This is a genomic window from Pseudomonas sp. BF-R-19 (assembly GCF_019956445.1).
Taxonomy (GTDB): domain Bacteria; phylum Pseudomonadota; class Gammaproteobacteria; order Pseudomonadales; family Pseudomonadaceae; genus Aquipseudomonas; species Aquipseudomonas fluorescens_BH.
This window is the reverse complement of the sequence record NZ_JAHBDN010000029.1, coordinates 48054-60320: the sequence shown is the minus strand read 5'-3', so window position 1 is coordinate 60320 and position 12267 is coordinate 48054. Positions and strand designations below refer to the sequence as shown.

The 12267-nt window shown below is 61.2% G+C and carries 10 protein-coding genes; 3 read left to right on the top strand and 7 right to left on the bottom strand.

Annotated elements, in window-relative coordinates:
• Positions 1-17 precede the first annotated feature (17 nt).
• From KGB28_RS02130 to gloB, 7 genes are all read right to left on the bottom strand, one after another.
• A complete protein-coding gene (locus tag KGB28_RS02130; protein WP_223441793.1) occupies positions 18-1628 on the bottom strand; it encodes an ABC transporter ATP-binding protein in 1611 nt (536 codons plus the stop codon).
• Position 1629: 1 nt separating this feature from the next.
• Positions 1630-2649, bottom strand: coding sequence for an ABC transporter permease (locus KGB28_RS02125; protein ID WP_223441791.1), 1020 nt, complete (start codon positions 2647-2649; stop codon positions 1630-1632).
• A 1-nt stretch (position 2650) separates the two neighbouring features.
• The gene (locus tag KGB28_RS02120) at positions 2651-3724 is read right to left on the bottom strand and encodes a microcin C ABC transporter permease YejB (RefSeq protein ID WP_008051869.1); all 1074 of its coding nucleotides are present in this window, start codon (positions 3722-3724) and stop codon (positions 2651-2653) included.
• A 4-nt stretch (positions 3725-3728) separates the two neighbouring features.
• On the bottom strand, positions 3729-5570 hold the full coding sequence (locus KGB28_RS02115; protein ID WP_223441789.1) for an extracellular solute-binding protein: 1842 nt from the start codon (positions 5568-5570) through the stop codon (positions 3729-3731).
• Positions 5567-7387 (bottom strand): extracellular solute-binding protein, encoded by a 1821-nt coding sequence (locus KGB28_RS02110; RefSeq protein WP_411740567.1) that lies wholly within the window; start codon positions 7385-7387, stop codon positions 5567-5569. Before KGB28_RS02110 ends, KGB28_RS02115 begins: the two co-directional genes overlap by 4 nt.
• Positions 7388-7599: 212 nt before the next feature.
• A complete protein-coding gene (locus tag KGB28_RS02105; RefSeq protein ID WP_223441786.1) occupies positions 7600-9033 on the bottom strand; it encodes a transglycosylase SLT domain-containing protein in 1434 nt (477 codons plus the stop codon).
• A 99-nt stretch (positions 9034-9132) separates the two neighbouring features.
• Positions 9133-9900: a hydroxyacylglutathione hydrolase gene (gloB, locus tag KGB28_RS02100; protein ID WP_223441784.1), complete on the bottom strand. Its 768-nt coding sequence runs from the start codon at positions 9898-9900 to the stop codon at positions 9133-9135.
• Positions 9901-9965: 65 nt separating this feature from the next.
• On the opposite strand from gloB, the gene KGB28_RS02095 reads away from it, so the two are divergent.
• From KGB28_RS02095 to dnaQ, 3 genes are all read left to right on the top strand, one after another.
• Complete coding sequence (locus KGB28_RS02095; RefSeq protein ID WP_223441782.1) at positions 9966-10724, top strand: methyltransferase domain-containing protein; 759 nt, start codon at positions 9966-9968, stop codon at positions 10722-10724.
• Positions 10725-10816: 92 nt separating this feature from the next.
• The gene (gene rnhA / locus KGB28_RS02090; RefSeq protein WP_053158774.1) at positions 10817-11269 is read left to right on the top strand and encodes a ribonuclease HI; all 453 of its coding nucleotides are present in this window, start codon (positions 10817-10819) and stop codon (positions 11267-11269) included.
• 183 nt (positions 11270-11452) lie between these two features.
• A complete protein-coding gene (gene dnaQ / locus KGB28_RS02085) occupies positions 11453-12211 on the top strand; it encodes a DNA polymerase III subunit epsilon (RefSeq protein WP_046037200.1) in 759 nt (252 codons plus the stop codon).
• The last annotated feature ends 56 nt before the right edge of the window (positions 12212-12267 follow it).

Below are 12267 nucleotides of genomic sequence, written 5' to 3'. Positions count from 1 at the left end.
GTTGCTCCTCTTTCAGGTTATTGCGCAGTGGCCGGAGCCAAAAAAGCGGCTTCCAGCAACTGCTGTGTATACGGATGTTGGGGGGCGGCAAAAATGCTTTGCGCGTCTCCCTGTTCGACCACTTGGCCATGCTTGACCACCATCAGCTGGTGGCTCAGCGCTTTCACCACAGCCAGGTCATGGCTGATAAACAGATACGTCAGGTTGTACTTGCTTTGCAGTGAACGCAAAAGCTCCACTACCTGGCGTTGTACCGTGCGGTCGAGGGCCGAAGTCGGCTCGTCCAGCAAAATCAACGCCGGTTTTAACACCAATGCCCGGGCAATGGCGATTCTCTGCCGTTGCCCACCGGAAAATTCGTGGGGGTAGCGGTGCCGGGTTTCCGGATCCAGACCTACCTCCTTGAGTACCGCAATGATCGCTTGTTCCTGTTCCGCCGCGGTGCCCATCTTGTGGATCCGCAGGCCTTCGCCAACGATGTCATTCACGCACATCCGTGGGCTCAGGCTACCGAACGGGTCCTGAAACACCACTTGCATCTCCCGCCGCAGCGGCCGGACCTGTTGCTGCGTCAGGCAGTCTAGCTGCTGGCCTTCAAAACGAATGGCGCCTTTGCTGGCGATCAACCGCAAAATCGCCAGACCCAGGGTCGATTTGCCGGAACCGCTTTCTCCCACGATCCCCAGGGTCTGGCCCTGGGGCAGGCTGAAATTGATGCCGTCGACCGCCTTGACGTAATCCACCGTGCGCTTGAGCAGGCCTTTCTTGATCGGAAACCAGACTTTCAGGTCCTCGACCGCCAACAACGGTGGGCCGATCACGTTGCTTGCAGGCTTGCCGCCGGGCTCCGCTGCCAGCAGTTCCCGAGTGTACGGATGCTGCGGCGCGCGGAACAGTTCTTCGCACGATGCCTGTTCGACGATGCAACCTTGCTGCATGACACATACGCGATGCGCAATTCTTCGCACAAGGTTCAAATCGTGGCTGATCAGCAACAGCGCCATGCCCAAACGAGCCTGTAGTTCCTTGAGCAATTCGAGGATTTTCAGCTGGACGGTCACGTCCAGTGCGGTGGTCGGCTCGTCGGCGATCAGCAGTTCCGGCTCGTTGGCCAGGGCCATGGCGATCATCACCCGCTGGCGCTGGCCGCCGGACAATTCATGGGGCAGGGCCTTGAGACGCTTGTGCGGCTCGGGGATGCCGACCATCTCCAGCAGCTCCAGGGTGCGCTTGGTCGCGACCTTGCCGGTCAGACCCTTGTGGATCCCCAGCACTTCGTTGATCTGCTTCTCGATCGAGTGCAGCGGGTTGAGCGAGGTCATCGGCTCCTGGAAGATCATCGCAATCCGGTTGCCGCGAATGTGGCGGATGGTTTTTTCTTTCAGGTCCAGCAGGTTCTGCCCGGAATACAAGATGGTGCCGGACGGATGCCGCGCGAGCGGGTAGGGCAGCAGGCGCAGGATCGAATGCGCTGTTACCGATTTACCGGAACCGCTCTCGCCGACCAGGGCCAGGGTTTCGCCGCGCTTGATGTCGAAGCTGACGCCTTCGACTGCCAACTGGCATCGATTGCCAACGACGAAATCGACGGACAGGTCGCGCACTTCGATCAGATTTTCCTGATTCATTTCACTTCCTCGGGTCGAAGGCATCGCGAGCGGACTCGCCGATGAACACCAGCAAACTCAACATCAAGGCCAGCACCGCAAAGGCGCTGATGCCCAGCCACGGCGCTTGCAGGTTGGATTTGCCCTGGGCCACCAGTTCACCCAAAGACGGGCTGCCCGCCGGCAGGCCGAAGCCGAGGAAGTCCAGGGCGGTCAGTGTACCGATGGCGCCGGTGAGGATGAACGGCATGAAGGTCATGGTCGAGACCATCGCGTTGGGCAGGATATGGCGGAACATGATCGCACCGTTCTGCATGCCCAGGGCTCGGGCGGCGCGCACGTATTCCAGGTTACGCCCGCGCAGGAACTCGGCGCGCACCACGTCCACCAGGCTCATCCACGAGAACAGCAGCATGATCCCCAGCAGCCACCAGAAGTTGGGCTGCACGAAACTGGCAAGGATGATCAGCAGGTACAGCACCGGCAGTCCGGACCAGATCTCCAGGAATCGCTGCCCGGCCAGGTCCACCCAGCCCCCGTAGAAGCCCTGCAAGGCCCCGGCGATCACGCCGATGATCGAGCTCAGTACGGTCAGGGTCAGGGCGAACAGTACCGAAATGCGGAAGCCGTAGATCACCCGGGCCAGCACATCACGGCCCTGATCGTCGGTGCCCAGCAGGTTATCCGTCGATGGCGGTGCCGGCGCCGGGACTTTCAGGTCGTAGTTGATGCTCTGGTAGCCATAGGGAATCGGCGCCCACAGCACCCAGGCGTCCTTGGCCTTGAGCAGTTCGCGGATGTACGGGCTCTTGTAGTTCGCCTCCAGGGGAAATTCGCCGCCGAAGGTGGTCTCCGGGTAGCGCTTGAGCGCCGGGAAGTACCAGTTGTTGTCGTAATGCACCGCCAGCGGCTTGTCGTTGGCAATCAACTCGGCGCCCAGGCTGGCACCGAACAGGATCAGGAACAGCCACAGCGACCACCAGCCACGCTTGTTGGCCTTGAACAGTTCGAAGCGTCGGCGATTGAGAGGGGACAGGTTCATCTCAATGCTCCCGGCTTTCGAAGTCGATGCGCGGATCGACAAAGGTGTAGGTGAGGTCGCCGATCAGTTTCACCACCAGTCCGAGCAGGGTGAAGATGAACAGCGTGCCGAACACCACCGGGTAATCGCGGTTGATCGCTGCCTCGAAACTCATCAGGCCGAGGCCGTCGAGGGAGAAGATCACCTCCACCAGCAACGAGCCGGTGAAGAAAATGCCGATGAGGGCCGAGGGGAAACCGGCGATCACCAGCAGCATGGCGTTGCGGAACACGTGGCCGTACAGCACGCGGTGGTTGGTCAGGCCTTTGGCCCTGGCGGTGATCACGTACTGCTTGTTGATCTCGTCAAGGAAGCTGTTTTTGGTCAGCAGGGTCATGGTTGCGAAGTTGCCGATGACCAGTGCGGTCACCGGCAGCGCCAGGTGCCAGAAGTAGTCGAGGATCTTGCCGCCCATGCTCAGTTCATCGAAGTTGTTCGAGGTCAGCCCGCGCAAGGGGAACCAGTCCAGGTAACTGCCACCGGCGAACACCACGATCAACAGGATGGCGAACAGAAACGCCGGGATCGCGTAGCCGACGATGATCGCCGAACTGGTCCAGACGTCGAAGTGGCTGCCGTGCCGCTTGGCCTTGGCGATCCCCAGCGGGATCGACACCAGGTACATGATCAGCGTGCTCCACAGCCCGAGGGAGATCGACACCGGCATCTTTTCCTTGATCAGGTCGATGACCTTGGCGTCGCGGAAGAAGCTGTCGCCGAAGTCCAGGGACGCATAGTTCTTGACCATGATCCACAAGCGTTCCGGCGCCGATTTGTCGAAGCCGTACATGTGCTCGATTTCCTTGATCAGCGCCGGGTCCAGGCCCTGGGCGCCGCGATAGGCGGAACCTGCCACCGAGACTTCGGCACCGCCGCCGGCGATGCGGCTGGTGGCGCCTTCGAAGCCTTCGAGCTTGGCGATCATCTGCTCCACCGGCCCGCCCGGGGCGGCCTGGATGATCACGAAGTTGATCAGCAAGATGCCGAACAGGGTCGGAATGATCAGCAGCAGTCGCCGAAAAATGTACGCCAGCATCTGATTACTCCATGCCCGCAGGATCGGCCTGCAGTGTGGTTTCGACTTCTATCGCCGGCTTGATGTCGGGCTTGACCCACCAGGTGGCCGTGCCGATGTCGTACTTGGGCGAGACCTTTGGATGGCCGATGTGGTTCCAGTACGCCACGCGCCAGGTCTTGATGTGCCAGTTGGGTATTACGTAATAGCCCCATTGCAGAACGCGGTCCAGTGCGCGGGCGTGGGCCACCAGCCTGTTGCGCGAATCGGCGTTGATCAGTTGCTCGACCAGTTGGTCGACCACCGGATCCTTCAGGCCCATGGAGTTGCGGCTGCCGGGCTTGTCGGCGGCGTCCGACATCCAGAATTCTCGCTGTTCGTTACCCGGCGAGTTGGATTGCGGGAAGCTGCCGACGATCATGTCGAAGTCCCGGGAACGCACGCGGTTGATGTATTGCGAGACGTCGACCCGGCGGATCACCAGGTCGATACCCAGGTCGCTCAGGTTGCGCTTGAACGGCAGCAGCACCCGTTCGAACTCGGTCTGGGCCAACAGGAATTCGATGACCACCGGCTTGCCGGTGGCGTCGACCATCTTGTCATCGACGATGCGCCAGCCGGCCTCCTGCAACAATTGATAGGCTTGCCGTTGCTGGGCGCGGATCATGCCGCTGCCATCGGTGGTCGGGTTCTTGAAGGCTTCGTTGAACACCTGTGGTGGCAGCTTGGCGCGGAACGGTTCGAGGATCGCCACCTGATCGGCGTCGGGCAGGCCGGTGGCGGCCATTTCCGAGTTCTCGAAGTAACTGCGGGTACGCGCGTAGGCGCCGTTGAACAGTTGCTTGTTGGTCCATTCGAAATCCAGCAACAGCGACAAGGCCTGGCGCACACGCACATCCTGGAACACCGGGCGGCGCATATTGAACACGAACCCTTGCATGCCGGTCGGATTGCCGTTGGGAATCTGTTCCTTGACCAGTCGACCTTCGGTGACTGCCGGAGTGTTGTAGGCGTTAGCCCAGTTCTTCGCGGTCATTTCCAGCCAGTAGTCGAACTGCCCGGCCTTGAGCGCTTCCAGGGCGACGGTGTTGTCGCGGTAGTAATCGTTGGTCATCACGTCGAAATTGTAGAAACCGCGATTGACCGGCAGGTCCTTGCCCCAGTAGTCCTTGACCCGCTCGTAACGCACCGAGCGTCCGGCCTTCACTTCGCTGACCTTGTACGGGCCACTGCCCAACGGGATCTCCAGGTTGCCCTTGTTGAAGTCGCGGTCGGCCCACCAGTGCTTGGGCAGCACCGGCAACTGGCCGAGGATCAGCGGCAGCTCGCGGTTGTTGGTGTGCTTGAACTTGAACAGCACGGTCAGCGGGTCTTCGGCGATCACTTCCGCCACGTCGCTGTAGTAGCCGCGGTACATCGGTGCGCCGTCCTTGGTCAGCATCTGGAAGCTGAACACCACATCCTCGGCGCGTACCGGATGGCCGTCATGGAAGCGTGCTTCGGGGCGCAGGTAGAAACGCACCCAGGCGTTGTCCGGGGCTTTCTCGATCAACCGGGCGATCAAGCCGTACTCGGTGAATGGCTCGTCCAGCCCTTGCTTGGCCAAGGTGTCGTAGATCATGCCGATATCGTCCGCCGGCACGCCTTTGCTGATGAACGGATTGAGGCTATCGAAGCCGCCGAAACCGGCCTGACGGAAAATCCCGCCCTTGGGCGCGTCGAGGTTGACGTAGTCGAAGTGTTTGAAATCGGCCGGGTATTTCGGCGGTTCGTTATACAGGGTCACGGCATGTTGCGGGGCGGCGCAGGCCAGCCCGGCGAACAACAGGCCGCTGGCCTGCAGGAGCAGGGCACGGATGGGTTTCATTGATCTTTCTCCGAAGATTTCAGCCACCACGCGTTCAGGCCCAGAGTGTAGGGCGGCGTGGTGACGAAGGCGAGCCGGTTGCGGTACGCCAGACGGTGATAATCGAGGTACCAGTTGGGAACGATGTAGTGCTGCCACAGCAGCACGCGGTCGAGGGCCTTGCCGGCGGCGACTTGTTCATCGCGGGTCTGGGCGGCCAGCAACTGCTCGAGCAAGTGGTCGACCACCGGGTTGGTTATGCCGGCGAAGTTCTTGCTGCCCTTGACCCCTGCCTGGCTGGAGTGAAAGTACTGCCATTGTTCAAGACCCGGGCTGAGCGTCTGGTTGAGGGTCATCAGAATCATGTCGAAATCGAACTGGTCGAGGCGCTGCTTGTATTGCGCGCGATCGACCGTGCGCAGCCGTGCGTCGATGCCGATACTGGCGAGGTTCTCGACGTAAGGCTGGAGGATGCGTTCCAGGTTCGGGTTGACCAGCAGCAGCTCCAGGCGCAACGGCTGCCCGGCGGCGTTTTGCAGGCGCTGGCCATTGAGCTTCCAGCCGGCTTCGGCGAGCAGGCCGAGGGCTTTGCGCAGAGTCTCCCGGGGGATGCCACTGCCGTCGGTCTGCGGCAGGCTGAACGGCTCGGTAAAGAGCCTGGCCGGCAGTTGCTCGCGATAGGGCTTGAGCAACAGCCATTCATGCCCGACCGGCAAACCGCTGGCCGAGAACTCGCTGTTGGGGTAGTAGCTCATGGCGCGTTGGTAGGCGCCGCCAAACAGCGTGCGGTTGGTCCACTCGAAGTTGAACATCAGCCCCAGCGCTGCACGGACCTTGGCGTCCGAGAAAGTCGGACGGCGGCTGTTCATGAACAGGCCCTGGGTCTGGGTCGGGATCTGATGGGGAATCTGTGCCTTGATCACGTCACCGCGGCGTATGGCGGGGAAGTTGTAGCCGCTGTCCCAGTTCTTCGCCTGATGCTCGATATAGATATCGAACTCACCGGCCTTGAACGCCTCGAACGCCACGTCGCTGTCGCGGTAGTACTCGACTTCCATGCGGTCGAAGTTGTACTTGCCGCGATTGACCGGCAGGTCCTTGCCCCAGTAATCCTTGACCCGATCAAAGACAATTTGCCGTCCTGGCGTGACCGAGGTGATGCGATACGGCCCGCTGCCCAGGGGCGGCTCGAAGGTGGTGGCCTTGAAGTCGCGGCCTTTCCAGTAGTGCTGCGCCAGCACCGGCATTTCACCCAGGCGCAGGATCAGCAACGGATTACCGGCACGCTTGAACACGAAACGGATGCGCTGCGAGTTGAGGATGTCGACCCGCGACACCTCCTGAAGGCTGGTGCGGTACAGCGGATGGCCTTCCTTGAGCAATACGCGATAGGAGAACGCGACGTCGTAGGCGGTGATCGGCGTGCCGTCATGGAAGCGTGCTTCGGGACGCAGGTTGAACACCACCCAGCTGCGGTTCTCGTTGTACTCCACCGACTGGGCGATCAGGCCATAGCTGGACGCGGGCTCGTCACCCGAAGGCGCGTATTGCCCGGTACCGACCATCAGCGGCTCGTTGAGCTCGTTGATGCCGTATTGCAGGAAGTTCGGCGTGGTGACCGGGCTGGTGCCCTTGAAGGTGTACGGGTTGAGCGTGTCGAACGTGCCAAACGCCATGACCCGCAACGTACCGCCCTTGGGCGCTTGCGGGTTGACCCAGTCGAAGTGGGTAAATCGGGCCGGGTACTTGAGCGTGCCGAACTGCGCATAACCATGGCTTTCGCTGATCGTCGCGCTTGCGGTGGAGCTCAAGGCCAGGCTGATCAGGAGCAGGGGCAGGGGACGCTTCAAATAGGGGATCCGATCCAGGCGGCTTGTGCTTTGTGGACCGTACAGTAACAGCTTGTATGGACAGGAAAAAGACGGGGGCTTAATGCGCAATATCGGTTGGGCCACAAACCCTGTGGGAGCAAGCTCGCTCCCACAGGTTTTTGCATTTGCGACGAAAACTGCGCAGGCATAAAAAAGCCCCTGAATTCAGGGGCTGTTTTTTAATGCGGATTGGCCACCGTCAACATCTGGCCAGGCTTCAGCGCCTGACCAACACGCGGATTCCAGCGCTTGAGGTGCTGCATTTCTACGTTGAAGCGTTTGGCCACGATGTACAGCGAGTCGCCTTGCTGGACCTTGTACGTGGTCTGCTGCTTCTTGGTATTGGCTGCAATCACGGTGTTGACGCGCCCGGAGCTGCGTTTGCCGGTGTCCTGCATGACCAGTGTCTGGCCGGCTTTGAGGTTCTTGCCGGTCAGTTTGTTCCAGCGTTGCAGGTCCTTCACGTCGACGTTGTTGGCCTTGGCGATGGAGCCGAGGTTGTCACCCCGCTTGACCCGGTAGGAACGCTTGACGCTGGCGACCTGGGTGTCGTCGGCACCTTCGAAGACCGGCTTGAGCGATTTCTTGCTGATCAATTCTTCAGGACGCATGGTCTGCAGGCTGCTGGTCAGCAGTTGTGCCTTGGAAGTCGGCACCAGCAGATGTTGCGGGCCATCAAGGGTGGTGGTGCGCTGCTTGAAGGCCGGGTTGAGCTGGAACAGTTCGTCTTCGTCGATGTTGGCGACTTCAGCAACCTTGGACAGGTCCATGCGCTGGTTGATTTCGACGACCTGGAAGTAGGGTTCGTTGGCGATCGGGTTGAGGTTCACGCCGTAGGCTTCCGGCGCCATCACCACTTGCGACAGTGCCAGCAACTTCGGCACGTAGGCCTGGGTTTCGGAGGGCAGCGGCAGGTTCCAGTAGTCGGTTGGCAGACCGAGGCGTTCGTTGCGCTCGATGGCCCGACTGACGGTGCCTTCGCCGGCGTTGTAGGCCGCCAGGGCCAGCATCCAGTCGCCGTTGAACATGTCGTGCAGGCGGGTCAGGTAATCCAGCGCGGCGGTGGTCGATGCGGTGATATCGCGGCGGCCATCATAGAAACGGGTTTGACGCAGGTTGAAGTAACGCCCGGTGGACGGGATGAACTGCCAAAGACCCACCGCGTTGGCCCGGGAATAGGCCATCGGGTTGTAGGCACTTTCAATCACTGGCAGCAGCGCCAGTTCCAGCGGCATGTTGCGTTCTTCAAGGCGCTCGACGATGTAATGAATGTAGAGGCTGCCACGCTCGCCGGCGTTTTCGAGGAAAGATGGATTGCTGGCGAACCACAGGCGTTGTTGCTCGATGCGCGGGTTGACGCCCAGCCCGTCCTGCAGCTGGAAGCCTTGGCGCATGCGCTCCCAGACGTCCTGGGGAATTTGCGGGCTGGGTTTTTCGCTGAGCCAGATCGGCTTCTGCTTGGCGCGCGCGGCGATGTTCTGCGTGTGCGCCGCATCGGTCTGCGGCGCATGGCTGGAACAGCCCGCCAGGGTGGCGGACACAGCCACCGCAATGGCTTGAGCCAAGCGGGTCAATGCGTCTGAACTGAGGGCTTTGCGAATAGGTGACGACATTGGCTGGAAGTAAGTTCCGGGCAAAAATGTCGGGCGATTCTAGAAAGCGCACCCTGCGCGGTCAACCTTTCAGAATTGTTGCAATCTTGAGAAGCCGCTTTAGAACCTGTCTTTCCACGCTCGAAGCGCAGCAAAAACCATATCGGGCGCCGAGTTATCGGTGCCGGTCCGTTCGTCCGCTTTTTCTTTAACGGATGTTTCACCGGAGCGCAAAAACGGGTTTGTGAGCTTTTCCAGCGCCAGTGTCGAGGGCAGCGTCATGATCCCGGATTCCCGTTGGCGGGTGACTTTGGCCAGGCGCTCGGCGGTGTCCGGGTTGTTCGGTTCGACGGCCGCGGCAAACTTCAGGTTGCTGAGGGTGTATTCGTGGGTGCAGTACACCAGCGTGTCATCCGGTAACCCGGCGAGGCGTGTCAGCGAGCTGTACATTTGCTGTGGCGTGCCTTCGAACAAGCGTCCGCAGCCGGCGGCAAACAGTGTGTCGCCGCAGAACAGCAAGCCGTGATGGTAATAGGCGATGTGCCCCAGGGTGTGGCCAGGGACCGCGAGGATGTCGAAGTCCCGGCCGAGCACACTGACCTTGTCGTTGTCCTTGAGCGCAACGTCCCGCGCCGGGATCGTTTCGCTGGCCGGACCATAAACTTTCGCGTCCGTCGCTTTTTTCAGCTGTTCGACGCCGCCGACGTGGTCATGATGGTGATGAGTGATCAAAATATCACTCAGTACCCAGCCCGGATTGGCCGCGAGCCAGGCTTGCACGGGGGCGGCATCACCCGGGTCGACGACCGCGCAGCGCTTGCTGTCGTGGTCTTGTAACAACCAGATGTAGTTGTCGGTGAAGGCGGGCAGGGCAGTGATCTGTATCATCGTCGGATTCGCCAAGCGGAAAACATTGGCGCATCTTAGAACTTCCTGGCGCGTTGGAGAATGCAATGACTGATAAAGCGTTCGCACAAGCCGATCCTGACTGGCTGGCGTTGATCAGCGCCGCCCGCGAGTGGCTGGCCGGTCCCCTCGGGCAATTTCTGCTGGACGAAGAGCGGCGCATGCTCGAAGACGAGCTCGGGCGGTTCTTTGGTGGCTATCTGGTGCATTACGGTCCGTCGGCCCAGCCCCCGCCGTCGGCCCCGCAGGTGCAGCGCAACGTGCGCCTTGGCGCGCCGTTGCCGGGGGTCGAGATCGTTTGTGAGGAACAGGCCTGGCCGTTGAGCGAGCATGCCGCCGATGTGGTGGTGCTGCAGCATGGCCTGGATTTCTGCCTGTCACCCCACGGTCTGCTTCGCGAGGCGGCAAGCAGCGTACGCCCCGGCGGGCATTTGCTGATCATTGGCATCAACCCCTGGAGCAGTTGGGGCCTGCGACATGTGTTTGCCCAGGATGCGCTGCGCAAGGCGCGCTGCATTTCGCCGTCACGGGTCGCGGATTGGCTGAACCTGCTGGGCTTCGCGCTGGAGAAACGCCGCTTCGGGTGCTATCGTCCGCCGCTTGCGTCGCCAGCGTGGCAGACCCGCCTGGCCGGTTGGGAGCGCAAGGCCAGTGACTGGCAATTGTCGGGCGGCGGCTTCTATTTATTGGTGGCGCGCAAGATCGTGGTGGGCCTGCGACCGGTCCGTCAGGAGCGGCGCGAACCGATGGGCAAACTGATCCCGTTGCCGATGGCCAAGGTCAACCGGCGCAACATCGAACCGTAATACACACTTTTCATTTGCGGCCGGGCCTGTCCCGGCTTCGGGCGTCGTCGGTCAGCGATCGGCGGGCCAGCGCATTTTCTGGATAGATTGGCATGAGCGATAGCGTAGAACTGTTCACCGACGGCGCCTGCAAAGGCAACCCCGGCCCTGGCGGTTGGGGCGCACTGCTGGTGTGCAAGGGCGTCGAAAAGGAGTTGTGGGGCGGCGAAGCCAATACCACCAACAACCGCATGGAGCTGATGGGCGCGATCCGTGGCCTGGAAGAGCTCAAGCGTCCTTGCGAGGTGCTGCTGGTGACCGACTCCCAGTACGTGATGAAAGGCATCAACGAGTGGATGGACAACTGGAAGAAGCGCGGCTGGAAAACCGCGGCGAAGGAACCGGTGAAAAACGCTGACCTGTGGAAGTTGCTCGACGAGCAGGTCAACCGCCACAAGGTCACCTGGAAATGGGTGCGCGGGCACATTGGCCATCACGGCAACGAACGGGCTGACCAGTTGGCCAACCGTGGCGTCGATGAAGTGCGCGGGTACAAGCAAAGCTGATTTGGGTTTCACCGATGGACCGAGTCGTGGCCTTCGCGAGCAAGCCCGCTCCCACATTTGACCGCGATCCCCTGTGGGAGCGGGCTTGCTCGCGAAGGTGGCGACTCGGTCTACCTGAAAGACCCCGGCAGCGTGTTAACATCGCCGCTTTTGCACGATTGACCGATTGAGAGCTGAGCACTGATGGCCACCAGATCCGTTGTACTCGACACCGAAACCACCGGCATGCCGGTGACCGACGGCCACCGGATTATCGAAATCGGTTGTGTCGAGTTGATCGGCCGCCGCCTGACGGGCCGGCACTTTCACGTGTACCTGCAACCGGATCGAGAAAGTGACGAGGGCGCCATCGGCGTCCACGGCATCACCAACGAATTCCTCGTGGGCAAGCCGCGTTTTGCCGAGGTGGCCGAAGAGTTCTTCGAGTTCATCAAGGGCGCGCAGCTGATCATCCATAACGCGGCGTTCGACGTTGGCTTCATCAACAACGAATTCGCCCTGATGGGCCAGCAGGACCGCGCGGACATTACGCAGCACTGCTCGATCCTCGACACCCTGATGATGGCCCGGGAACGTCACCCGGGGCAGCGCAACAGCCTCGACGCCCTGTGCAAACGCTATGGCGTCGACAACTCCGGCCGTGAACTGCACGGCGCGTTGCTCGACTCCGAGATTCTCGCCGACGTCTACCTGACCATGACCGGGGGGCAGACCAGTCTGTCCCTGGCCGGCAACGCCTCCGATGGCAATGGCTCCGGTGAAGGGGCGGACAACTCGGCCACCGAGATTCGTCGTTTACCGGCGGACCGCCAGCCGACACGTATCATCCGCGCCAGCGAAGACGACCTGGCCCGCCACGCGGCGCGCCTGGAAATCATCGGCAAATCCGCGGGTGCCCCGGCGTTGTGGGTGCAGTTGGCTGAGGCTGAAGCGCAGGCCTGACCCTTTCAAAAAAAGGGACACCTTGTGACCCATTTCAGGGCATCGCACTCGCCACA